This is a genomic window from Streptomyces hainanensis (assembly GCF_004348415.1).
GTDB lineage: Bacteria > Actinomycetota > Actinomycetes > Streptomycetales > Streptomycetaceae > Streptomyces > Streptomyces hainanensis.
The window spans coordinates 1-23,236 of the sequence record NZ_SMKI01000056.1 but is presented as its reverse complement, the minus strand read 5'-3'; the positions used below and the strand labels follow the sequence as shown (position 1 = coordinate 23,236).

23 protein-coding genes are annotated in these 23,236 nt (G+C 73.0%); 12 read left to right on the top strand and 11 right to left on the bottom strand.

Translation table 11 applies throughout. From position 1 onward, the window contains the following. Positions 1-672 precede the first annotated feature (672 nt). Positions 673-1,461, top strand: coding sequence for an AraC family transcriptional regulator (locus E1283_RS07715; protein ID WP_207930327.1), 789 nt, complete (start codon positions 673-675; stop codon positions 1,459-1,461). 25 nt (positions 1,462-1,486) lie between these two features. On the opposite strand, the gene E1283_RS07710 is transcribed toward E1283_RS07715, so the two are convergent. From E1283_RS07710 to E1283_RS07700, 3 genes are read right to left on the bottom strand one after another with little or no spacing between them, the layout of a single operon-like run. Continuing rightward, complete coding sequence (locus tag E1283_RS07710) at positions 1,487-2,239, bottom strand: amino acid ABC transporter ATP-binding protein (RefSeq protein WP_132817154.1); 753 nt, start codon at positions 2,237-2,239, stop codon at positions 1,487-1,489. Positions 2,240-2,274: 35 nt separating this feature from the next. Next, positions 2,275-3,222 (bottom strand): amino acid ABC transporter permease, encoded by a 948-nt coding sequence (locus E1283_RS07705; protein ID WP_132817153.1) that lies wholly within the window; start codon positions 3,220-3,222, stop codon positions 2,275-2,277. Between the two features lie 39 nt (positions 3,223-3,261). Then, positions 3,262-4,209: an ABC transporter substrate-binding protein gene (locus E1283_RS07700; protein WP_132817150.1), complete on the bottom strand. Its 948-nt coding sequence runs from the start codon at positions 4,207-4,209 to the stop codon at positions 3,262-3,264. Between the two features lie 545 nt (positions 4,210-4,754). Here E1283_RS07700 and E1283_RS07695 point away from each other — a divergent pair. Further along, on the top strand, positions 4,755-5,975 hold the full coding sequence (locus tag E1283_RS07695; RefSeq protein WP_243744671.1) for an NAD(P)-dependent malic enzyme: 1,221 nt from the start codon (positions 4,755-4,757) through the stop codon (positions 5,973-5,975). A 141-nt stretch (positions 5,976-6,116) separates the two neighbouring features. Continuing rightward, positions 6,117-6,737, top strand: a complete 621-nt coding sequence (locus tag E1283_RS07690; RefSeq protein WP_132817149.1) for a CGNR zinc finger domain-containing protein — start codon at positions 6,117-6,119, stop codon at positions 6,735-6,737. Here E1283_RS07690 and sodX read toward each other — a convergent pair. Beyond that, positions 6,650-7,033 (bottom strand): nickel-type superoxide dismutase maturation protease, encoded by a 384-nt coding sequence (gene sodX / locus E1283_RS07685; protein WP_132817148.1) that lies wholly within the window; start codon positions 7,031-7,033, stop codon positions 6,650-6,652. The two genes, E1283_RS07690 and sodX, sit on opposite strands and share 88 nt — an antisense overlap. A gap of 160 nt (positions 7,034-7,193) precedes the next feature. Between sodX and sodN the strand changes: the two genes are divergently transcribed. Then, entirely contained in the window at positions 7,194-7,589 is a 396-nt protein-coding gene (gene sodN, locus E1283_RS07680; protein ID WP_132817147.1) for a superoxide dismutase, Ni, read from the top strand. A 74-nt stretch (positions 7,590-7,663) separates the two neighbouring features. Here sodN and E1283_RS07675 read toward each other — a convergent pair whose 3' ends face one another. Together E1283_RS07675 and E1283_RS07670 are read right to left on the bottom strand one after the other, a co-directional pair. Next, entirely contained in the window at positions 7,664-8,656 is a 993-nt protein-coding gene (locus tag E1283_RS07675; protein ID WP_207930326.1) for a CU044_5270 family protein, read from the bottom strand. Further along, positions 8,653-9,267: an RNA polymerase sigma factor gene (locus E1283_RS07670; protein WP_132817145.1), complete on the bottom strand. Its 615-nt coding sequence runs from the start codon at positions 9,265-9,267 to the stop codon at positions 8,653-8,655. Before E1283_RS07670 ends, E1283_RS07675 begins: the two co-directional genes overlap by 4 nt. Positions 9,268-9,407: 140 nt before the next feature. On the opposite strand from E1283_RS07670, the gene E1283_RS07665 reads away from it, so the two are divergent. After that, complete coding sequence (locus tag E1283_RS07665) at positions 9,408-11,807, top strand: SpoIIE family protein phosphatase (RefSeq protein WP_132817144.1); 2,400 nt, start codon at positions 9,408-9,410, stop codon at positions 11,805-11,807. 57 nt (positions 11,808-11,864) lie between these two features. On the opposite strand, the gene E1283_RS07660 is transcribed toward E1283_RS07665, so the two are convergent. Together E1283_RS07660 and E1283_RS07655 are read right to left on the bottom strand one after the other, a co-directional pair. Continuing rightward, positions 11,865-14,114 (bottom strand): HelD family protein, encoded by a 2,250-nt coding sequence (locus E1283_RS07660; RefSeq protein ID WP_132817143.1) that lies wholly within the window; start codon positions 14,112-14,114, stop codon positions 11,865-11,867. A gap of 122 nt (positions 14,115-14,236) precedes the next feature. Continuing rightward, the gene (locus E1283_RS07655; RefSeq protein ID WP_132817142.1) at positions 14,237-15,145 is read right to left on the bottom strand and encodes an SDR family NAD(P)-dependent oxidoreductase; all 909 of its coding nucleotides are present in this window, start codon (positions 15,143-15,145) and stop codon (positions 14,237-14,239) included. Between the two features lie 93 nt (positions 15,146-15,238). Here E1283_RS07655 and E1283_RS07650 point away from each other — a divergent pair, with 93 nt between their 5' ends. The 4 genes from E1283_RS07650 to E1283_RS07635 all read left to right on the top strand — a co-directional run bounded on the left by E1283_RS07650 (position 15,239) and on the right by E1283_RS07635 (position 17,956). Continuing rightward, positions 15,239-15,862: a TetR family transcriptional regulator gene (locus E1283_RS07650; RefSeq protein WP_132817141.1), complete on the top strand. Its 624-nt coding sequence runs from the start codon at positions 15,239-15,241 to the stop codon at positions 15,860-15,862. A gap of 10 nt (positions 15,863-15,872) precedes the next feature. After that, entirely contained in the window at positions 15,873-16,358 is a 486-nt protein-coding gene (locus E1283_RS07645; protein WP_132817140.1) for an NUDIX domain-containing protein, read from the top strand. 276 nt (positions 16,359-16,634) lie between these two features. Further along, entirely contained in the window at positions 16,635-17,048 is a 414-nt protein-coding gene (locus tag E1283_RS07640; protein ID WP_132817139.1) for an ATP-binding protein, read from the top strand. Further along, positions 17,045-17,956, top strand: coding sequence for an RNA polymerase sigma factor SigF (locus E1283_RS07635; RefSeq protein WP_425086141.1), 912 nt, complete (start codon positions 17,045-17,047; stop codon positions 17,954-17,956). The genes E1283_RS07640 and E1283_RS07635 overlap by 4 nt, the downstream gene beginning before the upstream one ends. Before the next feature lie 60 nt (positions 17,957-18,016). Here E1283_RS07635 and E1283_RS07630 read toward each other — a convergent pair whose 3' ends face one another. Next, the gene (locus E1283_RS07630) at positions 18,017-18,460 is read right to left on the bottom strand and encodes a hypothetical protein (RefSeq protein ID WP_132817137.1); all 444 of its coding nucleotides are present in this window, start codon (positions 18,458-18,460) and stop codon (positions 18,017-18,019) included. Between the two features lie 62 nt (positions 18,461-18,522). Between E1283_RS07630 and E1283_RS07625 the strand changes: the two genes are divergently transcribed. Both E1283_RS07625 and E1283_RS07620 read left to right on the top strand, forming a co-directional pair. Further along, positions 18,523-19,494, top strand: a complete 972-nt coding sequence (locus tag E1283_RS07625; RefSeq protein WP_132817136.1) for a diacylglycerol/lipid kinase family protein — start codon at positions 18,523-18,525, stop codon at positions 19,492-19,494. Positions 19,495-19,834: 340 nt separating this feature from the next. Next, a complete protein-coding gene (locus E1283_RS07620) occupies positions 19,835-20,092 on the top strand; it encodes a WhiB family transcriptional regulator (RefSeq protein WP_062206726.1) in 258 nt (85 codons plus the stop codon). A 267-nt stretch (positions 20,093-20,359) separates the two neighbouring features. Here the strand turns inward: E1283_RS07620 and E1283_RS07615 are convergent, their stop codons facing one another. Further along, complete coding sequence (locus E1283_RS07615) at positions 20,360-21,859, bottom strand: sensor histidine kinase (protein ID WP_132817135.1); 1,500 nt, start codon at positions 21,857-21,859, stop codon at positions 20,360-20,362. Positions 21,860-22,183: 324 nt separating this feature from the next. Next, a complete protein-coding gene (locus E1283_RS07610; RefSeq protein ID WP_132817134.1) occupies positions 22,184-22,822 on the bottom strand; it encodes a TetR/AcrR family transcriptional regulator in 639 nt (212 codons plus the stop codon). A gap of 118 nt (positions 22,823-22,940) precedes the next feature. On the opposite strand from E1283_RS07610, the gene E1283_RS07605 reads away from it, so the two are divergent. Next, on the top strand, positions 22,941-23,236 hold a 296-nt coding region (locus tag E1283_RS07605; RefSeq protein ID WP_132817133.1), incomplete at its 3' end, for an SDR family NAD(P)-dependent oxidoreductase.

Sequence of the window (23,236 nt, the reverse complement as noted above, 5' to 3'; positions counted from 1 at the left end):
CCCCAACCCGGCCGCCAGACCGGGACCCGGTCACGGAACGAACCGCCGCCACGGGGGACCTTGAGCCAGGCACCCCGCCCTGGCCGCCGGCCCGGCAACCGCCACCGCACCCGTCCCGGCCTACCGGGGCAACCCGCGCTCGGCCGCCAGGCCGGGGCCTGGTCACGAGACGAGTCGCCGCCCCGTCCTTCGGCGCCAGGGCCACGGGGACGAAGCCCCCGCTCGGCCGCCAGACCGGGAGCCGGTCACGGGACGACCGGCGCACCCGCCCGGTCCCGGCCGCGGGCAAGCCCCTCGGGACCACGGCCCCGAACCCGGCCCACGGGGACGAAGCCCTGCGCTCGGCCGCCAGACCGGTGGGACCTGGGCCCCGGGAGCAGACACGACCTCCGGGGCCGTCGGGCTTGGCCCGGCCCGCCCGCAGGCCGGGGCTGCGCAAGGGACGGGGCCGTGGACGCCAGCACCCCGACCCGGCCGTCCGGCCGGCCACGGCCGCGAACCGGGCACTCGGGGCCGGGCCCCGAACCCGGGGGCACCGGGGCGGAGCCACGGGCTGGCCGGGGTCGTCGGGCTGCCCCGCCGGCCAGGCGACCGGCCAGGCAGACTGGTGGGGTGGTGAGCGGCAGCGACTGGGCGGAGTACTGGCGGGACGCGCAGCGGCCGGTGGAGGCGATGCGGGCGCACTTCACGCGGCACGTCTTCCACCGGCACAGCCACGACGCCTACTCGTTCGCCGTCACCGAGAGCGGCGCGCAGCGGTTCACGTGTCGCGGGGCCGGGCACACCAGTGCCGCCGGGATGGTGATGGCGTTCAATCCGGATGATCCGCACGACGGGCAGTCGGTCTTCGAGTCCGGGTTCACCTACCGGATCGTCCACATCGGCGCCCAGGTCGTGCGGGAGGTGCTGGCCGACGCCGCGGGTGACGAGGCGGGGCGGGCCGTGCTGCCGTTGTTCGACGAGCCGGTGCGTGAGGATCCGGCGCTGGGGCGCGCGTTGGCGCGGCTGCACCACACCCTCGTGGCGGGCCAGGGCCGGCCCGCCGCCACCCTCGCGCGCGAGGAGCGGCTCAGCGCCGCCGTGCTGGCCGTCGTGCGCCGTGGCGCCACCCGGGCGCCGCAGTTCGCGCGCCCTGGCGCGGCGCTGCCCGCCGCGCGCCGGGCGGCGGCGTTGCTGGCCGAGGCCGGGCCGGCCGAGGTCACGACGGCCGAGTTGGCCGAGGCGGCCGGGTGCAGCAGGTTCGTGCTCTACCGCGCCTTCCAGGCCGCCTACGGCATGCCGCCCAGCGACTACCAGCGGCTGCTGCGGCTCCGCGCCGCCCGCCGGTTGCTGGCCCGTGGGGTGCCGCCGGCCCGGGCGGCGGCCGAGGCCGGCTTCGCCGACCAGAGCCACCTGCACCGCTGGTTCGTCCGCTGCTACGGCGTCACGCCGGCACGCTACCAGCGCGCCACCGTCGCCTGACGACCGGCTGCCCGGCCGCCCGGCCCTACAGCACCTTGGAGAGGAACGCCCGCGTGCGCGGGTGCTTCGGGTCGTTCAGCACCTCACGGGGGTGGCCCGACTCCACGACCGCGCCGTCGTCCATGAAGACCAGCGAGTCGCCGACCTCCCGGGCGAAGCCCATCTCGTGGGTGACCACGATCATCGTCATCCCGTCCTCGGCGAGCCCCCGCATCACGTCGAGCACCTCGCCCACCAGCTCCGGGTCGAGCGCCGAGGTCGGCTCGTCGAACAGCATCAGCTTGGGGTCCATCGCCAGCGCCCTGGCGATCGCCACCCGCTGCTGCTGTCCGCCGGAGAGCTGCGCCGGGTAGTTGTCCATCCGGTCCGCGAGGCCCACCCGGGCCAGCAGGGCCTCGGCGCGCTCCCTGGCCTGGGCCCGCCGCACGCCCTTGACCTGGACCGGCGCCTCCATGACGTTCTCGGCGGCGGTCATGTGCGGGAAGAGGTTGAAGCGCTGGAACACCATGCCGATGTCCCGCCGCTGCTCGGCCACCTCCCGCTCCCGCATCTCGTAGAGCGTGTCGCCACGCTGCCGGTAGCCCACCAGCCGGCCGTCGACGTAGAGCCGGCCGGCGTCGATCTTCTCCAGGTGGTTGATGCAGCGCAGGAACGTGGACTTGCCGGAGCCGGACGGGCCCACCAGGCAGAACACCTCGCCGGCCCGCACCTCGAGGTCGATCCCGCGCAACACCCGGACCGGGCCGAACGACTTGTGGACCCGCTCGGCGCGCACCATCGGCTCGGTCGGACGCGTCGGTTCCTTCGTCAGGCTCATACGCTCGTCCCTCCCACCTGGCTCGGGCTGCGGAGCGAGACGAGGTGCGCCCGCACCCGCTGCAACGGTGTGTCCGGCAACGGTCGGTTGGAGCCGCGGGCGTAGTGCCGCTCCAGGTAGTACTGGCCGATGCTGAACACGGTGGTCAGCAGGAGGTACCAGACGGTCACCACGATCAGCATCTCCATCACCGCCAGGTTGCGGGCGCTGATGGTGGTGCCGGCGCGGAACAGTTCGTCGTACTGGATCGCGTAGACCAGCGACGACGTCTTGAGCATGTTGATGAACTCGTTGCCGGTCGGCGGGATGATCACCCGCATCGCCTGCGGCAGCACGATCCGCCGGGTGGTCTTGGCGCTGCTCATGCCGAGCGCGTGCGCCGCCTCCGTCTGCCCCTGGTCGACGGAGAGGATGCCGGCCCTGGCGATCTCCGCCATGTAGGCGGCCTCGTTGAGGCCGAGGCCGAGGAGGGCCGCGAGGAACGGCGTCATGACGTCGTTCATCTCGTTCTTGTAGATCGGCCCCAGGTTCACGGTGTCGAAGACGAACGACAGGTTGTACCAGAGGAAGAGCTGCACCAGCACGGGCGTGCCGCGGAAGAACCAGATGTAGCCCCAGGCGACGCTGGAGAGCACCGGGTTGCTCGACAGCCGCATCACCGCGAGCACGACCCCGAGCACCACGCCGAGCAGCATGGCGAGCAGGGTGATCCACAGCGTCTTGGCGGCGCCCTCGACGATGGTGTCGTGGTCCAGGAAGTCGCCGACCACACCCCAGTTGACGTCCGCGCCGGCGAACGCCCAGACCAGCAGGGCGAGTGCCACCAGCACGAAGCCGGCGCCCACCCAACGGCCGTAGTGGCGCACCGGAACGGCCTTGATGGGCACCGGGAGTTCGTCCCCCGGCCGAGGTCCTGTGCCCTTCGTGGCGCGCGCCGGTTCCACCGGCTCGGCCGACTCGGTCGCTTCAGCCACGGTCGCCGCCTACTCGCCGGCGTTGACGGTGGCTTCTTCGATGGCGCCGGTGTCCGCGTTCCACTCGGCGAGGATGTCGGCGTAGGTGCCGTCGTCGATGATCTGCTGGACGGCCGCCTGGAGGGCGTCGCGCAGTTCGGTGTCGGACTTGTTGACCGCGATGCCGTAGGGGGCGGCGTCGATCTGGTCGCCGACCACCTCGAACAGCTCGCCGCCGCCGGCGTTCAGCTCGTTGTAGAGGGCCACCGGGAAGTCGGTGATCGCCGCGTCGGCGCGGCCGCTCTGCAGGGCGGTGATGGTGTCGGTGTCGACCTCGCTGATGATCGGGTCGATCGGCTCGTCGCACTGCTCCTGCTGGGCCTCGATCACGGCCTCGTTGGCCGTGCCCTGCTGGGCGGCGACAGTGAGCCCGCACAGGTCGTCGAGGGAGGCGATGCCCTCGGGGTTGCCGGCGGCGACGAGGATCGCGGAGCCGGCCTGGAAGTAGTTGACGAAGTCGGCGCCGCCCTCGGCGTCCTCGCTGACGCCGGCCTGCCGGTCGGCGGTGTCGGTCATGGCGGACATGATGATGTCGTGCCGGCCGTTGTTCATGCCGAGGATCAGGCCGTCGAAGGTGCCGTTCTCGAACCGGAGCTCCACGCCCAGCGCCTCGCCGAGCGCCGCGGCTATGTCCGGGTCGATGCCGGCGACCTCGTCGTTCTCGTCGTAGAACTCGATGGGCGCGTAGGCGATGTCGGAACCGACGTTGATCACGCCCGCCTGCTGGATGTCCTCGGGCAGCAGGTCGAAGAGGGGGGCCTCGGAGCCGGTGTCCTGGGTCTCGCCACCGTTGTCGCCACCACTGCTTCCGCCGTCGTCGGTCTGGTCACCGCAGGCGGCGAGCAGCAGCGCGCCGGCGGCGACGAGGGCACCGATCGCGGCGCGGCGTCGGGGACGACGGACGAGGTTGGCGCTCATGGCGTTGGTCCTCCAGGGGTCGCGGAGTATCCGAGGGGCCGGGCACACGTCTTCGGGTGTCACGACGGGGCTGGTGATGTGATTGGAGGGCATCCTGTCACTTCGGCCCTGGGATGCGGCCGCCGCGAACGTCAAGATCGGATAACGGACACGTCGTACCGGTTACCGGGAGTGATGAACTCCCGGGCGCGTTCGTCTCCTTGGCGCGCTTCGCGCGCCGGTGAGAGATGCATCACGCCCCCGTGGCCGCCGGGGCGGGCGGGTAGCCCCTCTTTGTGCCCTGGCCGCATGCTTTGCCTGCCGCCCCCGTCTGTCAAGAGGATCACTCGTCAAAACGGTCGGGGTCGGTCTGGTAGCGGATTGCGCTCGTGCCCCGAGTGCTTGATCAGGTAGAACCAAGCGATACACCCCTCACCCGGGGACCTGGGCGCGTGTGCGGCGCGTCCGGCGTCCGCTCAGCCACCCCCGCGGACGTGGTGCCCGCCCGCGCTCCGATCGGGGCGCGGCCACCCTCGAACCAGCGACGCAGTAAAGGGGTAAGACCAGTGGCTTCGGAGACCGTCAATCCAAGCGACGACAAGCTCACGGACAGCCGGCTCGACGACGGGCTCGACACCGGGCTCGACCCGGCGTTCGCGCTCCACCGCGGCGGCAAGATGGCCGTCACGGCCACGGTGCCGGTGCGCGACCGCGACGACCTGTCGCTCGCCTACACGCCCGGGGTCGCCCGGGTGTGCGCGGCGATCGCCGAGCGGCCCGAGCTGGTGCACGAGTACACCTGGAAGTCCCAGGTGGTCGCCGTCGTCACGGACGGCAGCGCGGTGCTCGGCCTCGGCGACATCGGCCCGGAGGCGTCACTTCCGGTGATGGAGGGGAAGGCGATCCTCTTCAAGCAGTTCGGCGGCGTGGACGCGGTGCCGATCGCGCTCGACTGCCGGGACCCCGACGAGATCGTGGAGACGGTGGCCAGGCTCGCCCCGTCGTTCGGCGGCATCAACCTGGAGGACATCGCGGCGCCGCGCTGCTTCGAGATCGAGCGGAAGCTCCAGGAGCGGCTCGACATCCCGGTCTTCCACGACGACCAGCACGGCACCGCCGTGGTGACGCTGGCCGCCCTGCGGAACGCGGCGCGGCTGACCGGCCGGGCGCTGGCCGACCTGCGGGTGGTGATCTCCGGCGCCGGCGCCGCCGGGGTGGCCATCGCCAAGATCCTGCTCGGCGCCGGCATCGGCGACGTGGTGGTCTGCGACCGCCGGGGCATCGTCTCCGCGGACCGCGACGACCTGACGTCGGTGAAGCGGGAGTTGGCCGAGCTGACCAACGGCACCGGGCTCACCGGCTCCCTGGAGACGGCGCTGACCGGCGCCGACGTCTTCGTCGGCGTGAGCGGCGGCACGGTCCCCGAGCCGGCGGTGGCGAGGATGGCGCCTGGCGCGTTCATCTTCGCGATGGCCAACCCGGACCCGGAGATCCACCCCGAGGTCGCCGCCCGCCACGCGTCGGTGGTCGCCACGGGGCGCAGCGACTTCCCGAACCAGATCAACAACGTGCTGGCGTTCCCCGGCATCTTCGCGGGCGCGCTGCGGGTGGGCGCGAAGCGGATCACCGAGTCCATGAAGCTGGCCGCCGCCGAGGCGCTGGCCGCGGTGGTCGCCGACGAACTGGCCGCCGACCGCGTCATCCCCTCCCCCTTCGACCCGCGCGTCGCCCCCGCCGTCTCGGCGGCGGTCGCGGAGGCGGCGCGGAAGGAAGCCGTCACGCGGTAGCGCCTGACGGCGCACCGCTCGAAGGGCCCGCCGCCGCCCGGCTCTCCCGGCCGGCGGCGGGCCATCGGGTAATAGGCGGCCCCGACCCATACCCCTTACCGGTACGCTGTGGACCCGAGGCCGCCGCGGTAAGGAACGCTCTTGGAACTGACCTACTACTCGGATCTCGCGGTCCGGCTGGTGAACACCGAGGAGCCGCTGCGCGGCACCGACACCCTCACCTCGGTCGAGGCCGTGCGCACCCTCTTCGGCGGCCACCGGCACGCGGCCCGCCGGGTGGGGGACGCGGACGTGACCCGGCTGCGCGGCGTGCGGGGCAGGCTGCGCGCCGTCTTCACCGCGGCCGCGGCCGGCGACGAGGCGCAGGCCGTCGACCTGCTGAACGCGCTGCTGCTCGAATACCCGGCCAGCCCACAGATCTCCGGGCACGACGAACTCACCGACTCCGGCCGCCCCGACTGGCACCTGCACCTGGCGGAGCACCCGTCCAACGCCACCGCCGGCTACGCCGCCATCGCCTGCATGGGCCTGGCGTTCCAGCTCACCGACCTCGGCGTCGACCGGCTCGGCGTCTGCGAGGCCGCCCCCTGCCGCAACGCCTATATCGACACGTCGACAAACCGCTCGAAGCGCTACTGCTCCGACCGCTGCGCCACCCGGGCCAACGTCGCCGCCTACCGCGCCCGCAGGCGCCGCGAGCGCGCCCTCAACGGCCGCACCGAGGACGGCAGCCAGCCGAGCACCGACACCGCGGACCGCTGATGCCGCAGCGGCGGGCGCAGCCGCAGCACCGCCCGTGCCACGACGAGCCCGTCGGGCACCACGCCGAACTCCCGACTGTCGTTGGTGACCATGGGGTTGTCCCCGACCACCCACCAGCCGCCGCCCCGCCGCTCCGCCGCGCGCTTGACGATCAGCAGGTCGTGTTGGAAGGGGTGCCGCACCACGACCACGTCCCCCGGCCGCACCCGGGCCCCGTACCCCAGCAGCAGCTGGTCGCCGGGCCGCAGGGTGGGCAGCATCGAGGGGTTGTAGACCTCGGCAAGCCCCAGCTTCATCGCGCACCACTCCTCCACCAGTCATGGTCCGCCATCAGGCCCACTCCCGCATTGGACTTTTGGCCTAAGCCGGGCCGCACCGCCCGGCCCGCCCGGGAAAACCGACCCTGCACGGAGTAATGTCGCCCGTGAGAAGACGATCACGAGGAAGGACAGCTTCATGCTCTCCCGCCTGTTCGCCCCGAAGGTGACGGTCAGCGCCCACTGCGACCTCCCCTGCGGTGTCTACGACCCGGCCCAGGCCCGCATCGAGGCCGAGTCGGTCAAGGCCATCCAGGAGAAGTACCAGGCCAACGAGGACCCGCACTTCCGCGCCCGCGCCACCACCATCAAGGAGGAGCGGGCCGAGCTGGCCAAGCACCACATCTCGGTGCTCTGGAGTGACTACTTCAAGCCGCCGCACTTCGAGAAGTACCCGGAGCTGCACCAGCTGGTGAACGAGACGCTGAAGGCCCTCAGCGCCGCCAAGGGGTCCACCGACCCGGCCACCGGCCAGAAGGCGCTCGACTACATCGCGCAGGTCGACAAGATCTTCTGGGAGACCAAGAAGGCCTGACCGGCCGTGCGAGAGCGCCCCGTTCCCGAGAGGGAACGGGGCGCTCTCATTGGGCCGTTCGGGTCATCCGGGGGTCACGGGCGGTCGCCGGCCCCGTCCACCACGCCCCGCTCCAGCACGGCCGTGGTGCCGAGGACCGTGCCCTCCTCGACGCCCGCGAAGTCCTCGACGGCGACGCTCCGGCTCCCGATGTACTCCAGGGTCTCCTCGTCGAAGATCAGCTCCTCGCGCTCACGCGGGTTGTAGGAGTCGACGCGGGCGACCGCGACACCGTGCCGTCCGTCCGCGGTCACCGCGTCCGGCACCAGGAGCACGTCCGGGATCAGTGCGACGGCCTCGTAGAGCGCGGCGCCGACGTCCGGCGGCAGCAGGGACTCCCGCACGATGTCGCCGACCGCGACGAACGCGTCCTGGTCCACGTCGCGTTCCTCGTCGCCCTCGTCCTGCTGCCCGTACAGCCACTCCAGCATCGCCTCGGCGTCCGTGGGCAGTTGCCCGTACCCGCGGTAGCTGCTCTCCGGGTGGGCGTCGAGGGGCGTGTCCTCGGTGGATCCCTCCGGCTCGCGCAGCAGCCCGTCCCGGGAGCCGTCCACGGAGAACCACACCTCCCGTTCGTGTGCCGGCTGGAGCACGATCGGCCCCTCCTCGTCGCCGATCTCCTCCGTGAGGTAGGAGGCCAGGCTCCGGACGTAGACGAACTGGTCGTCCCTGACGTCCCCCTGGCTCGCCGCGGCCGCCCTGGCGACATCGCGCAGCAGGTCGGCACCGCCGTCGGCGGAGACCGCGTCCACGTCGGCGACGAACGCCCAGGTCGACTCCGCCGCGCCCGGCGCCGGCGGGGCGGGCGGCGCGTCCTCTTCGGAGAGAACGCCGCCCGCGAACAACGCGAGCGCCAGGCTGCCCGCGACGGCCGGGATCGCGACGGCGGCCCACAGCCGCCGCCTGGTGCCGGCGGGCCGGCGGTCCCGGGCGTCGGCCGAACGGATCTCACTCATCAGGTGCTCCTTGAGCTGTCGGTGACGGCCCGGTGCCAGGTCTCGCTCGGGAAGCGACGGGATGTCGTTCATCGGTTCTCCTCCTGCACGGGCCCGGCCGCCCATCGGCGACCACCTCCTACCTGTTCCTGGCGGCCCCCGGGTTCCGCCCCCCTGGTGGCCGCCGCGAGCTTCCGCCTGGCCCGCGACAGCCGCGACCGCACGGTGCCGATCGGGACGCGCAACGCCTCGGCCGCCGCCGCGTAGTCGAGGCCCGACCACACGCACAGCGCCAGCACCTCCCGCTCCGCGGCGCGCAGGGTGGCCAGGGCGAGCCGGACGGTGTCCAGCGTCGCGCGGTCGTCCAGCCGGTCCGCGACCTCGTCGGAGAAGTCGCGGACGTCGTCGGCCGGCGGCAGCCGGGACAGCGCCGCGGCGTGCCGGCGGGCCGCGCGCCTGCTGTTGCGGACGGTGTTGGTCGCGATCCCCAACAGCCAGGGGCGCACCGATCCCCCCTCGGCGTCGAGCCGTTCGCGCAGCCGCCAGGCTTCGAGGAAGGTCAGCGAGACCACGTCCTCGGCCACCGACCAGTCCCCCGTCAGGCGGTACGCGTGGTTGTACACCGATCGGGCGTAGGCATCGAACAGTTGGGCGAATGCCGTGTCGTCCCCGTCCCGTAGGCGGGCCCGCAGGTTCGTCTCCATACCCACTCCGCTGTCCGCGACCACACCCCCGGTTCCCGGGGGCCGCCCGGGGCCCTCCTCGGTTGAGGCCGCCCCCCGGGTGCCCGAACCTGATCACACGGGCATCCGCCCGTGCCCTGGCCAGACGGGACGGCGCAGCGATGGACGACGCGGAACCGACACCACCGGCGGTCGCCAGCGCCGTGGTGGACGGCTCGGGGAAGGTCGTCGCCTGGGACGACGGCGCGGAGGCGCTGCTCGGCCGGCCCGCCGAGGAGGTGGTGGGCCGGCCGGCGGCCGAACTGCTCGCCGGGCCCGTGCCGTCCGGGGCCGTCGGGTCGCTGGCCGGCCGGTCCCGCTGGAACGGCACCCTGGCCCTGCGCCACCGCGCGGGCCACGAGGTGCGGGCCCACCTGATCGCCCACCGCAGGGCGCCGGAGGAGGGCGGCGACGGCTGGCTGTTGGTCACCCCGCTGGCCGGCCGCGACCCGCGCCCGGGCGAGGAGGAGCTGGCCGAGCTCGCGTTCGAGCAGACGGCGGCCGCGATGGCCATCTACGACGAGGACCTGCGGCTGCGGCGCTGGAACGGCGAGATGGCGCGCACCGTCGGGCTCACGGAGGACGAGGCCCGCGGGCTGCGGCTCTCCGAGATCGGCGGCAAACCGCAGAGCCAGGATCTGGAGCAGTACCTGGCCCGCGCCAGGGACACCGGCCGCCGCCAGGACCTCAGCACCTTCCTGCGGGCCGGCGGCGAGCGCCGGGAACACGCCTGGTCCGCCGCCTTCACGCCGCTGCGCGACCGGTCGGGGCGGCTGCGCGCCATCTGTCTGACCGCCACCGACACCACCGAGGAGTACGCGGCCAGGAAGCGGCTCGCCGTCCTCAACGACGCGGCGGCGCGCATCGGCAGCTCGCTCGACGTCACCCGAACGGCGGAGGAGCTGGCGGAGGTCTGCGTCCCGTTCCTGGCCGACCTCATCACCGTCGACCTGCTGGAGGCACCGGTCGTCGGCCACCCGACGGAGCCCTGGAACCAGCCGCTGCGCCGGGTCGCCCAGCGTTCGGTCCTGCCTGGCTGCCCCGAGGCACTGGTGCGGACGGGCACGTTGACGAGGTACTCGGAGCACGCGCCGCAGTCCCACGCGCTGCGCGCCGGCCACTCGCTGCGCTACGCCGTCGACGACCCCGCGCTGCGCCCCTGGTTCGCCGAGCGCCCCGACCGCCTGGCCCAGGTACACGGCTTCGGCATCCACTCGGTGATGCTGGCACCGATCCTGGCCCGCGGCATCACCCTCGGGGTCGCGATGTTCGCGCGGCACCGGCGCCCCGAGCCGTTCGTCCACGACGACGTCCTGCTGGCCGAGGAGATCGCCGCCAGGGCGGCCGTCTGCGTGGACAACGCCCGCCGCTACACCCGGGAGCGCGAGGTGGCGCTGACGCTGCAACGCAACCTGTTGCCCCGGGTGTTGCCGACGCCGACGGCGGTGGCCACCGCCTCCCGCTACCTGCCGGCCGGCCCCCACACGGGGGTGGGCGGCGACTGGTTCGACGTCATCCCGCTCTCCGGCGCCCGGGTGGCGCTGGTGGTGGGCGACGTCGTCGGGCACGGGGTCCAGGCGTCGGCCACCATGGGCCGGCTGCGCACGGCCGTCCGCACGCTGGCGGACGTCGACCTGCCACCCGACGAACTGCTCACCCACCTCGACGACCTGGTGGTCAGGCTCGCCATGGAGACCGGCGACCACGAGGCGGGCGGCGACGTCGGCGCGACCTGCCTCTACGCGGTCTACGACCCGGTGTCGCGGATCTGCCAGCTGGCCAGGGCCGGGCACCCGCCGCCGGTGCTGCTCCCACCCGGCGGGGAGCCCGAGGTGCTGCGGGTGCCGGCGGGGCCGCCGCTCGGGGTGGGTGGCCTGCCGTTCGAGGCGGTGGAGCGCGAACTGCCCGAGCACAGCCTGCTGGCGCTCTGCACGGACGGCCTGTTGGAGAGCCGTGAGCGGGACATCGACGCCGGTTTCGAGCTGCTGCGCGACGTGCTCGGCCGGCACCGGAGGGACCCGCTCGAATCGCTGTGCGACACGGTGCTCGACGCGCTGCTCCCGACGGGCGGCGCGCTGGACGACGTGGCGCTGCTGGTGGCCCGCACCCGCGCGCTGAGCGCGGACCGGACCGCGTACTGGGACGTGCCGGCCATCCCGGCCTCGGTGGGCGAGGTGCGTGACCGGGTGCGACAGCGCCTCGCGGACTGGGGGTTGGCCGAGGCGGAGATCCTGACCAGCGAGCTGATCACCAGCGAGCTGGTCACCAACGCGATCCGGCACGCCAGCCCGCCGATCCGGCTCCGGTTGATCCTGGACAAGGCGCTGATCTGCGAGGTCTGCGACGCCAGCAGCACGGCCCCGCACCTGCGCCGCGCCCGCTCGCTGGACGAGACGGGGCGCGGTCTGATGCTGGTCGCCCAGCTGGCACGGCGCTGGGGCAGCCGCCACACGCCGAACGGCAAGATCATCTGGGCCGAACTGCCGGTGCCGGACTCGGTGTCGGTGCCGTCCGTCGCCTGAGGCCCGGCAGGCCCACGCGACCCGCGAGGCGTACGAGACCCGCGAGGCGTACGCGGCTCACAGCGCGTCGAGCGGCGGCGCGGGGCGGCGTGCCGCGTCGTGCAGGACGGCGAGCCGCTGGGTGGGGCGGGTCAGGGCCACGTAGAGGTCGTTCAGGCCGCGTGGCGACTCGGCGACGATGCCGTCGGGGTCGACGACGATCACCGTGTCGTACTCCAGCCCCTTGGCCGCCCTCGGGTCCAGCACGTCGACGCGGTCCGGCGCCGCCGCGCCCACCGCCGCGCCGAGCGCGGCGAGCCGCCCGGCGGGGGCGATCACCGCGATCCGGCCCGCGCCGGCGCCGGCCCGCTCGCGGGCCGCCAACCGGGCGGCGGCGAGGGCCAGTTCGTCCGCCGGCACGGGCTGCCGCCAGGGCGCCACGCCTGCGGCGCGCACGGCGCGCGGGGCGGTGCGGGAGGCGTCGATGCGGCGCAGCACCGCGGCGGCCAGCTCGGCGATCTCGGCCGGCAGCCGGTAGTTGACGGTCAGCTCGGCGAGCCGGAAGCGGTTCCCGACGTGCGGGCCGAGCATCCGGTCCCAGGAGGGGGCGCCGCCGAGCTCGCCGGTCTGCGCGATGTCGCCGACGATCGTCATGGACCGCGCGGGGCAGCGCCGCATCAGCAACCGCCAGGCCATCGGGGAGAGTTCCTGGGCCTCGTCCACCACGACGTGGCCGAAGGCCCAGGTGCGGTCGGCCGCGGCCCGCTCCGCCGGGCTGCGGTGGTCGGCCTCCTGGTACCGCTCGGCCAGTGCCTCGGCGTCCAACAGATCTCGGGCGGTGAGGAGTTCGGACTCCTCGCCGTCGTCGAAGTCGGTGGAGCGCGACCCGTGGGCCACGTCCAGGGCCTCCTGGGCGAGGACCAGCCGTCCCTCGTGCTCGGCCGCGGCGGCGGCGCGGTCGGCGCGGTCGTCGACACCGAGCAGCTCGGCGGCCTCGTCGAGCAGCGGCACGTCGGCCGGGCTCCAGCCGCGGTGCGCGCCGCGGAACAGCGCGGCGCGCTCGGCCGGGGTGAGGTCGGGGGCGGCGGCGGCCAGCCGGCGGGGCGAGGCGTAGAGCTCGGCGAGCAGCCGCCGCGGCGTGAGGAGCGGCCACATCGCCTCGGCGGCGGCCGCCACCTCGGGGTTGGCGCGGAGCTCGGCGGCGATGATCTCCAGGTCGGCCTCGGTGAGCAGGGAACCGCCGGAGAGCGGGTCGGTGCCGTAGCGCGCGGCGGAGGCGCGGGCCAGCTCGTCGATCAGCAGGCGCCGGAAGTGTGGGTGGGCCTCGTTGTGCGGGAGGTCGGCCTCGCGGGCTTTGGCACGAACCCGCAGGCAGGTCTCGCGGTCCAGGGAGACGGTCTCGCCGTCGTGCTCGATCGCGAGGCACCCGCCCTCGTCGGGGACGCGCTGCCGGTCCAGGACGGCGGCGGCGATCACCTCGGCCATGGCGAGCCGGCCCTTCAGCTCCGCGGTCTCCGGCGGCTCGACGAGGTCGGCGCGCACGCCGGGGAAGAGCTCGCCGACGGTGGCGAGCAGCACCCCGGTCTCGCCGAGCGAGGGCAGGACGTCGCCGATGTAGCGCAGGAAGGTGGCGTTGGGGCCGACGACCAACACCACGCTCCTGGCGAGCCGTTCGCGGCGGGTGTAGAGGAGGTAGGCCGCGCGGTGCAGGGCGACGGCGGTCTTCCCGGTGCCGGGGCCGCCCTGGACGACGAGGACGCCGGCGTGGTGGGCCCGGATGATCTCGTCCTGTTCGGCCTGGATGGTGGCCACGATGTCGGCCATCCGGCCGGTCCTGGCGGCGTTGAGCGCGTCGAACAGGGCCGGGTCGCCGGTGAGTTCCGCCGCGCCGCGGTCGAACTCCTCGTCCCGCACCCCGGTGACCTTCCGCCCCTCGGTCCTGATGTGCCGCCGACGTCTGGCGTTTTCCGTGGAAACGGCGGTGGCGACATAGAAGGGGCGGGCGGCGGGGGCGCGCCAGTCGATCAGCAGCGGCTCGTAGTCGACGGTGTCGTCGAGGATTCCGATACGGCCGATATACCGGCGCTCTCCGTCGCACATATCGAGCCGGCCGAAGCAGAGGCCGTTCTCCACGGAGTCGAGTCTGGCGACCCGACCGGCCAACTCGGCGGCCGTGACGTCCCGTTCGGCGAGACCCTGGTGACCGAGACCGGTGCTGGCCAGGACCTGGTCGAGGCGGTTTCTGGTCTCGCCGCGCAGGGCGTCGAGTCGCGCGTAGAGCCGTGTCACGTATTCCTGTTCCCGGTCACCGTTTTCGCCGCTTGACATTCCCGCCTCCACCTCGCTAGAATTTCCCCTGGATGGCTACGCATTGACGCCTTTTCGAGCGTGCCAAACCACGAAATATAGCGGGGAATTCCGACCGTCGCCAGCGAGCGGCGGTTTTTCTGTCACCGCGTTTCGGCCCCGCCCTCCCGATCGCCGCCGTTCGTCGCCGCCAGGCGGGCACAGAGTTCGAGCACGGCGGCCCGGTTCCCCTCGTCCAGCACGCTCCTCGGCCAACGGGCCCGCCGCCCCCTGGTGTCGACGTAGACGCCGGTGACACCGGCCAGCTCCGGGTCGCCGGCCAGCCGCACGCTGGACCTGGCGGGGCGGGCCAGGTCGCCGAGCAGCACGGGCCCGAGGAGCCGGATCAGCGGGGCCAACGGCCGGTAGGCGTAGGGGAACGCGCGGGCCGGGGTGGCCCGGTTGCCCGGCGTGTGGGCGTGGCCCGGGTAGGCCACGTTCACCGTCACGCCGTCGTCGGCCCACTCCTCGGCCAGGGCGAGGCTCATCGCCATCAGCGCGGTCTTGGTGTGGTTGTAGTGGCTGAACGTCCAGCCGCGGTAGCGCCGTTCGCCCTGCAGGTTGGTCGGGTCGATCGGGCCGTCCGGGAGGCCGCCGGTGACGTTGACCACGCGAGCCCCGCCACCGGCCGCGCGGAGCGCGGGCAGCAGCTCGGTGGTGAGCACGTAGGGCGTCAGCACGTTGGCGGCGAAGGCGGTCTCCACGCCGTCCGCGGTGAGGGCGCGGTCCGCCGGGTTCATCCCGAAGTTGTTGACCAGCACGTCGAGTCGGCCGTGCCGCGCGGCCACCTCGGCGGCCAGCCGACGCACGTCCGTCAGCAGGGTCAGGTCGGCGACGCACGCCGTCACCGCCGGATTGCCGGTGGCGCGCCCGATCTCGGCGGCCACCGCCCCGGCCCGGCCGCCGTCCCGCCCCACCACGACCACCCGGGCGCCGAGGGCGGCGAGCCCCCTGGCCGTCTCCCGGCCGATTCCGCCCGTGCTCCCCGTCACCAGGGCCGTCCTGCCGCGCATGCCCCTCACAACTCCCCGACTCCTTCGCTCGATGACATAGTTGTCATCGGGTGACATGTTAGCCACCGCGCGCCGGCTCCCTAGACTCGGGGGATGCGGAACGACGAGGAGGAGCCCGGTGGCCTGCGCGAACGCACCCGGCGCGCGGTCCGGGACGAGCTGGCCAGGCTGGCGCTCGACCTGTTCACGACCCGGGGCTACGAGGAGACGACCGTCGAGGACGTGGCACGGGCGGCCAGCATGTCCAAGCGCAGCTTCTTCCGCTACTTCCCGACCAAGGAGGACGTGGTCTTCGGCGAGCTGGAGCTGATGGCCGCGCGGATCGCGGAGGAGATCCGCGCCCGCCCGGCCGACGAGCCGCCCTGGCGGTGCCTGACCGCGGTGCTGGCCGGCTGGCAGGACCGGATCCACGCCGCCCAGCGCGAGCTGCCCGGGCTCCGGCTGATCGAGTCGTCTCCGGCGCTGCGCGCCCGACTCGCGCAGAAGCGTGACGAGTTGCGCGCGTTGGTCGCCGACGCGCTGCGCGCACGCCCTGGCGCGCCCCTCGACGCGTTCACCGCCGATCTGCTCACCGGCGCGGCCGGCACGGCGCTGGACGCCGCCGCGCGCGAGTGGTTGCGCACCGGCGGGCAGGCCGACCGGGCCACGCTGTTGACGCGCGCCTTCGCGCTGCTCGAGCCCCCGGGCGCCGGCGGCGCTGTCGGTGGCACGTCCTAGGGTGGCGGGCATGGCACCACCCGAGGTTTCCCTGCCCCCCGCGACCCGCTCGATGACCCTGCTGGCCGCCGCCGTACTGGTGCACGACCTGGCGGCCGAGCGCGTCGTGCTGCTCCAGCGCGGCCCGAAGGCCAAGTTCGCCCCCGGCCACTGGGATCTGCCGGTCGGCAAGAGCGATCCGGGTGAGCCGGTCACCGTCACCGCCGTCCGCGAACTCCGCGAGGAGACGAACCTGGTGGTCGACCCGGCCGACCTGCGCCTGGCGCACGTGGTGCACGGCGCCCACGGCGTCGAGTCGTCCAACGGTTTCGTCACGGTGATCTTCACGACCCACCGGTGGAGCGGCACCCTGCGCAACCTGGAGCCGGAGAAGCACTCCCGCGCCGAGTGGGTGGCGGTCGCCGCGATACCCGAGCCCCTGGTCTTCGGTGAGGAGCGGGTCATCCATCGGTGCCTGGCGGGTGTCCCCGACATCACCCTGCCGGGCTGGGCCTGACGGCACCGCGCCGCCGGCGCAGTACGATCAATGATCATGGCGCTGCCCCACTCCGCAACGCCGCGTCGTCGCCGAGGAATTGACGCCGCACGCCTGGCCACAGTAAGCATCGGATGCGTTACGATGAGTAATACCGTCGAGGTGGTCGGGGTCTGTCGGCGCTGCCCACGGCAGGCGACAGCGTGCCGGGGATCGCGGTAGCGTCACAGGGCGTACCAGGGCATCCGGCAGGTGCCAGGGAGCGCTCAATCAGTGTGAGTCTCTGTGGAGGTGAGGGTGTCCCCAATCCCAGGTGAGCCCGGATCGCAGGACTTCGTGGAAGTCCGACTGCCGGCCGCCGGCGCCTATCTGTCGGTGCTGCGAACGGCCACGGCCGGCCTCGCGGCCCGGCTGGACTTCACCCTCGACGAGATCGAGGACCTGCGCATCGCGGTCGACGAGGCGTGCGCCATCCTGCTGCAACAGGCCAAGCCGGGCAGCGTCCTTGACTGCGTGTTCACGCTGGTGGGCGACGCGCTGCGGGTCACCGTCTCGGCGCCGACCACCGAGGGCCACGCGCCGGAGCGCGACACCTTCGCGTGGACGGTGCTGACCGCGCTGGCCGGTGAGGTCGAGTCGACCGTCGGCGAGGACAAGACGGTCAGCATCAGCCTGCACAAGAAGCGCGGCGCCGCCCCCGGAGCGCCGTGACCGGCGAACGGGGCCCGTCACACGATGAGGGGGCCGAGGTGAACGAGGTGGAACAGACGGCGAGCGCGCCAGCGGCCGCGGCTGCGATTCCTGGGCAGCCGGGCGGTCAGTCGGAGCCGGTGCGGCCGGCGCCGCGGCGCGTCGTGCCCGACCCGCACGACCGGAGCGCCGCCCGCGAGCTCTTCGTCGAGCTGCGCGGGCTGCCCGAGGGGTCGGCGGAGCGCGCCGAGTTGCGCAACAGGCTGGTCAGGATGCACCTGCCGCTGGTGGAGCATCTCGCCCGGCGCTTCCGCAACCGTGGCGAGCCGCTCGACGACCTGACCCAGGTCGCCACCATCGGCCTGATCAAGTCCGTGGACCGGTTCGACCCCGAGCGCGGCGTCGAGTTCTCCACCTACGCCACCCCCACCGTGGTCGGGGAGATCAAGCGGCACTTCCGCGACAAGGGCTGGGCGGTCCGGGTGCCGCGCCGGCTGCAGGAGCTCCGGCTCTCACTCGGCCAGGCCACGGCCGAGCTCTCCCAGCAGCACGGCCGCGCGCCCACCGTGCACGAGCTGGCCCGCCGGCTCAACATCTCCGAGGAGGACGTGCTCGAGGGCCTGGAGTCGGCCAACGCGTACAGCACCCTCTCCCTCGACGTGCCGGACACCGACGACGAATCCCCCGCCGTCGCCGACACGTTGGGCGCCGAGGACGACGCGCTGGAGGGCGTGGAGTACCGGGAGTCCCTCAAGCCGCTGCTCGAGGAGCTGCCCCCGCGGGAGAAGAAGATCCTGCTGCTGCGGTTCTTCGGCAACATGACCCAGTCGCAGATCGCCCAGGAGGTCGGCATCTCCCAGATGCACGTCTCCCGCCTGCTGGCCAGAACCCTCGCCCAGCTCCGCGAGAAGCTCCTCGTCGAGGAGTAGGCGGTCGAGGAGTAGGAGAGGGCGGCGCGCCGGGCGTCCGCCGGATCGCCCGGGCGAGGCCTAGCCGGCCCGGTCGGGGCTTGCCTGGCCGACGCCGAGGGCCGCGGTGGCGGTCGGGTTGACGAGGCAGCCGAGCACGGCCACCGCCGAGATCCCGAGCCCCGCCGCGGCCAGCGGCCACAGCCGGCCGCTGCCCAGCAGCGTGAAGGCCACCGGCAGCGCGAGCAGCTGCGTCACCACCGCCGGGCCACGGCTCCAGCGACGCAGCCGCCACAGCCCGTGACCGGCGGCCAGCGGCAGCACCGCGAGCACCGACACCGTCAGCGCGCCGGTCACCGCCCGCGTCATGTCCTCCGGCTCGTCGAACACCGCGAGCGCCAGCAGGACCACGCCCAGGACCGCGACCAACACTCCCTGCGCCCCGCACAGCAGCGCCGCGACGCTCACCGTGCGCGGCCGGTCGAACACCTCGGGGTCCGCTCCCCCACCGCCGTTCTCGCTCACCTGGCCAGGGTAGCGCCGGGCGCCGCCGCCCCCACCGCCCTGGCCTGGGTACTCTGCACTTCATGCGCGCACTTCTCGTGGTCAACCCGGTCGCCACCACCACCAGTGCGCGGACCCGTGACGTGCTGGCCCACGCCCTTGCCAGCGACCTCAAGCTGGAGGTCGCCGCCACGGAGTACCGCGGTCACGCCAGGGAGCTCGCCCGCCGGGCGGCCGAGCAGGGCACGACGGACCTGGTGATCGCCCTCGGCGGGGACGGCACGGTCAACGAGGTGGTCAACGGGCTGCTCCACCACGGCCCCGACGGCGGCCGGCTCCCGAGCCTCGCGGTGGTTCCCGGCGGCTCGACCAACGTGTTCGCCAGAGCGCTCGGCCTGCCCAACGACGCGGTGGAGGCGACGGGCGCGCTGCTCGGCGCGCTGCGGGACGACAGCTCCCGGGAGATCGGCCTCGGCCTGGTGACCGGCACCCCGGGCTCGGCGGACGCCGAGATCCCCGCGCGCTGGTTCACCTTCTGCGCGGGCTTCGGCTTCGACGCCGGGGTGATCGGGCGCGTGGAGTCCCATCGGGAGCGCGGGAAGCGTTCCACGCACTCCCTCTACGTGCGGCAGGCGGTGCGGCACTTCACGGACGACCGGCAGCAGCGCCACCGGGGCACGATCAGCCTGCTGCGGGACGGCCAAGCCCCGGTGGACGGGCTGGTGTTGACGATAGTGTGCAACACCGCGCCGTGGACCTTCTTCGGAAACCGACCGATCTACGCGGCGCCCCGGGCCTCGTTCGACACCGGGCTCGACCTCACGGCCGTAACCCGGCTGTCATCCGCCGCGCTGGCCCGTTTCACCACCCAGCTGCTGTCCTCGTCGCCGGAGCGGGGGATGAGTGGCAAGCATGTCGTGTCCCTGCACGATGAGACGAGCTTCACCTTGCAATCGCAGGCGCCACAGCCGTTTCAGCTTGATGGTGACCACCTCGGGCTGCGTACCAGTGTCTCGTTCACAGGCGTGCGCCGTGCACTGCGTGTGATTGTGTGAGCAGAACGGCGGAAAGTCCTTGCAGTCGAACGTTTAGCCCAGACCCCACCCGAGGGAAGTAGGGTTGTGAGCAAGGCGACACCAAGGATTCAAAAAAAACTTTCCGGAAGGGGTTGTATCCGCCGCCGAGGTTTGCGAACCTCTTCATGGCGATCGGGACGGCCGAAGCATCGGCACCTTGAGAGCCCGAACCCCCCTTCTCCGCCCAGCGGGATTGCAGACCTCCTCAGGTCGCCGTCAGAAGACCATCCGAGCAACCGGTCGTCTTTTGTCGGGGGATTCGTGAAAGCGTTCACATTCACAAGCAATGTAACTGCAACGTGCAGGAGATGGAGCAGACATGGACTGGCGTCACAGCGCCGTTTGCCGCGAGGAAGACCCCGAGCTGTTCTTCCCCATCGGCAACACCGGTCCTGCGCTGCTGCAGATCGAGGAAGCCAAGGCCGTCTGCCGCCGCTGCCCCGTCATGGAGCAGTGCCTGCAGTGGGCTCTGGAGTCCGGCCAGGACTCCGGTGTCTGGGGCGGCATGAGCGAGGACGAGCGCCGTGCGATGAAGCGCCGCGCCGCTCGCAACCGGGCGCGCAAGGCAACTGCCTGAGCGTCGCCCGATGACCCGCTGACGGTCGCCCCACGCTCTCGCGGCCGACGTCCCCAGGTGGACGGCGCCGCAGGGAGAGCCCCCCACAGCTGCCCCGAGTCGCAGCACGCGTAGCACCCAGGGTGCGCATCGCGAACAAGCGTTGAGCCCCGATCCCGTGGCAACTGCCATGCCGGGTCGGGGCTTTCGCTTGTCCACACCTCCGACCACACCTGTGCGCACGCCTTCGCGGGGCCTTCGCAGAGCCCTCGCCCGGTGTCCACGCGGTCAGCGCTTGTGCTGTTCCAGCGGGATGTCGAGCACCACCCGGGTGCCGCTGGCTCCTTCGCCCACCGGCACCATGTCGAAGCGGCCGCCCAACTCCCCCTCCACCAGCGTCCGGACGATCTGCAGCCCGAGGTTGCCGCCGCTGCGCGGGTCGAAGCCGGCCGGCAGGCCGCGCCCGTCGTCCTGCACGGTGACCAGCAACCGACCGCGCCCGCGCCTGATCTCGCCGCGGGTGGCGCCGACCTCGATGGTGCCCTGCTGGTCCGGGCCGAAGGCGTGCTCCAACGCGTTCTGCAACACCTCGGTCAGCACCATGGACAGCGGCGTCGCGGTCTCGGCGTCGAGTATCCCGAACTTCCCGGCGCGGCGGGCCGACACCCGCCCGTCCGGGGAGAGTTCGGCGACCATGGAGATCACCCGGTCGGCGATCTCGTCGAACTCCACCCGCTCGTCCAGGTTCTGGGAGAGCGTCTCGTGGACGATGGCGATCGAGCCGACCCGGCGGACCGCCTCGTCCAGCGCGGCCTGGGCGCTGCTGTCGCCGGTGGCGCCGATCCTTCGGGACTGGAGCCGCAACAGGGCGGCCACGGTCTGCAGGTTGTTCTTCACCCGGTGGTGGATCTCCCGGATGGTGGCGTCCTTGGTGATCAACTCCCGCTCGCGGCGCCGCAGCTCGGTCACGTCGCGGAGCAGGATCAGTGAACCGATGCGCTCCCCCTTGGGTTTGAGCGGGATGGCGCGCAGCTGGATCACGCAGTCGTTGCCCTCGATCTCGGCCTCCCGTGGGGCCCAGCCGCTGGCGAGCTTGACCAGCGACTCGTCCACCGCGCCCCGGGTGGGCGCGAGCTCGGCGGTGGTCGGGCCGAGCGGCAGCCCGACGAGGTCGGCGGCCAGGCCGAGCCGGTGGTAGGCGGAGAGCGCGTTGGGGCTCGCGTAGAGGACGACGCCCTCCGCGTCGAGCCGGATGAAGCCGTCGCCGACCCGGGGGGCCCGGTCCATGCCGACCTGCTGCCCGGGGAAGGGGAAGCTGCCGGCGGCGATCATCTGGGCGAGGTCGGACGCGCTCTGCAGGTAGGTGAGTTCGAGGCGGCTCGGGGTGCGCACGGTCAGCAGGTTGGTGTTGCGCGCGATCACGCCGAGCACCCGGCCCTCCCGGCGCACCGGGATGGACTCCACGCGCACCGGCACCTCCTCGCGCCACTCGGGATCCCCCTCGCGCACGATCCGGCCCTCGTCGAGGGCCACGTCGAGCAGCGGGCGGCGGCCCCGGGGCACCAGGTGGCCGACCATGTCGTCCTGGTAGGAGGTGGGGCCGGTGTTCGGCCGCATCTGGGCGACCGAGACGTAGCGGGTGCCGTCCCGGGTGGGCAGCCACAGGACCAGGTCCGCGAAGGAGAGGTCCGAGAGCAGCTGCCACTCGGAGACCAGCAGGTGCAGCCACTCGAGGTCGCGTTCCCCGAGGTCGGTGTGCTGGCGGACGAGGTCGTTCATGGAGGGCACAGCGCGAGCTTACCGGGGGCGCACGCCGCGGTCGGGGCGGCGGCCGTCGGGGAGCGCGCGCCGGTGAATGCGCTCAAGAAACGATGACGTAGGGCGGGTGGAGGCAGGAAGTCCCTTCAGAGCATGGACACACGCGGCGGGCGCGGTTCAGAATGGGGGGACTCGACAATGAGGCTTCTGAGGCTTCTGCTCTCCCCGCACAGGAGGGCAGAGCGAGGCCCCTGGCGCTCTCTGCCCTGACGGCGTCAACGGGCCCGTATCGCTCCGGGCTGCGGTGCCGAGAGGGCTGAGGGTCCCTCGCCGGCGCCGCGGCCCGTGGGTGTCTCAGGCCCCGGGCGCTTCCGGCGCCTCCCGCGGCCCCGGCTCGGCCGGCCAGCACCGCATCGAGGCCTCGGCCACCGCGGCCAGCTCCTCCCGGCTCGCCCCGTCCCGCGACTGCTGGCTCATCCCCTGCATCACGGCGCCGGCGAACCTGGCGAGCGCCGCCGCGTCCGTGCTCGCGGGCAGCAGGCCGGCGTCGATGTCCCGGCGGATGCGCTCCTCGAAGGCGGCCACGTTGTGCCGGCGCATCACGCGCAGCCCCTCGGCCACCTCCTCGACCGACTCCGAGTAGGTCGTGAGGGCGGAGATCACCAGGCACCCGGCGGGCCGGTCGGGCTCCGTGTACTCGACGGCGGCCTCGCGCAGGGCGCGGCCGATCGCGGCCCTGGCCGTGGGCTCCTCGACCATGGCGCGCCCGACGAAGCCCCCGTACTGCCGGACGTAGCGCTCGGTCGCCTCCTCGAAGAGCGTCTTCTTGTCGCCGAAGGCCGCGTAGAGGCTGGGCGCGCCGATGCCCATCGCCCGGGTCAGGTCGGCCACCGAGGTGCCCTCGTAGCCGTGCTCCCAGAAGGCCCGCAGGGCCTTCTCCAGGGCCGTCTCCCGGTCGAAGGACCGTGGCCTGCCGCGCTGTCTCCCACTCACGGGTGAATTCTATAGCGATCGCTCGGAAATCTCTGCTACGGTCATTTCTCTAGTGATCGCTAGATAAATCGTCTGGACGGAACGGCGGCGCGGCAGCGCCACGCGGAAGGAGTGCGAGATGGAAGCCCTCAAGGCCCGCAAGGCCCTCGACGGGAAGACGGCGTTGGTCACGGGCGGCAGCCGGGGCATCGGGCGGGTGATCGCCGAGCGGCTGGGTCGGGAGGGCGCCCGGGTCGCGGTCCACTTCGGTTCGGACGAGGCGGCCGCCAAGGAGACGGTGGCGGCCGTCGAGGCCGCCGGCGGCAGCGCCTTCGCCATCCGGGCCCTGCTGGGCGAGCCCGGCGACGCCGAGGCACTGTGGGCGGCGTTCGACGCCCACGCGGACGGCGTCGACATCCTGGTCAACAACGCGGG

Coding starts and splice junctions, on each gene's coding strand:
- E1283_RS07715 (WP_207930327.1), top strand. CDS start 673: ATGCGGGCGCACTTCACGCGGCACGTCTTCCACCGGCACAGCCACGAC.
- E1283_RS07710 (WP_132817154.1), bottom strand. CDS start 2,239: ATGGTGCGCGCCGAGCGGGTCCACAAGTCGTTCGGCCCGGTCCGGGTG.
- E1283_RS07700 (WP_132817150.1), bottom strand. CDS start 4,209: ATGAGCGCCAACCTCGTCCGTCGTCCCCGACGCCGCGCCGCGATCGGT.
- sodX (WP_132817148.1), bottom strand. CDS start 7,033: ATGAAGCTGGGGCTTGCCGAGGTCTACAACCCCTCGATGCTGCCCACC.
- sodN (WP_132817147.1), top strand. CDS start 7,194: ATGCTCTCCCGCCTGTTCGCCCCGAAGGTGACGGTCAGCGCCCACTGC.
- E1283_RS07675 (WP_207930326.1), bottom strand. CDS start 8,656: ATGAACGACATCCCGTCGCTTCCCGAGCGAGACCTGGCACCGGGCCGT.
- E1283_RS07670 (WP_132817145.1), bottom strand. CDS start 9,267: ATGGAGACGAACCTGCGGGCCCGCCTACGGGACGGGGACGACACGGCA.
- E1283_RS07665 (WP_132817144.1), top strand. CDS start 9,408: ATGGACGACGCGGAACCGACACCACCGGCGGTCGCCAGCGCCGTGGTG.
- E1283_RS07660 (WP_132817143.1), bottom strand. CDS start 14,114: ATGTCAAGCGGCGAAAACGGTGACCGGGAACAGGAATACGTGACACGG.
- E1283_RS07655 (WP_132817142.1), bottom strand. CDS start 15,145: ATGCGCGGCAGGACGGCCCTGGTGACGGGGAGCACGGGCGGAATCGGC.
- E1283_RS07650 (WP_132817141.1), top strand. CDS start 15,239: ATGCGGAACGACGAGGAGGAGCCCGGTGGCCTGCGCGAACGCACCCGG.
- E1283_RS07645 (WP_132817140.1), top strand. CDS start 15,873: ATGGCACCACCCGAGGTTTCCCTGCCCCCCGCGACCCGCTCGATGACC.
- E1283_RS07625 (WP_132817136.1), top strand. CDS start 18,523: ATGCGCGCACTTCTCGTGGTCAACCCGGTCGCCACCACCACCAGTGCG.
- E1283_RS07620 (WP_062206726.1), top strand. CDS start 19,835: ATGGACTGGCGTCACAGCGCCGTTTGCCGCGAGGAAGACCCCGAGCTG.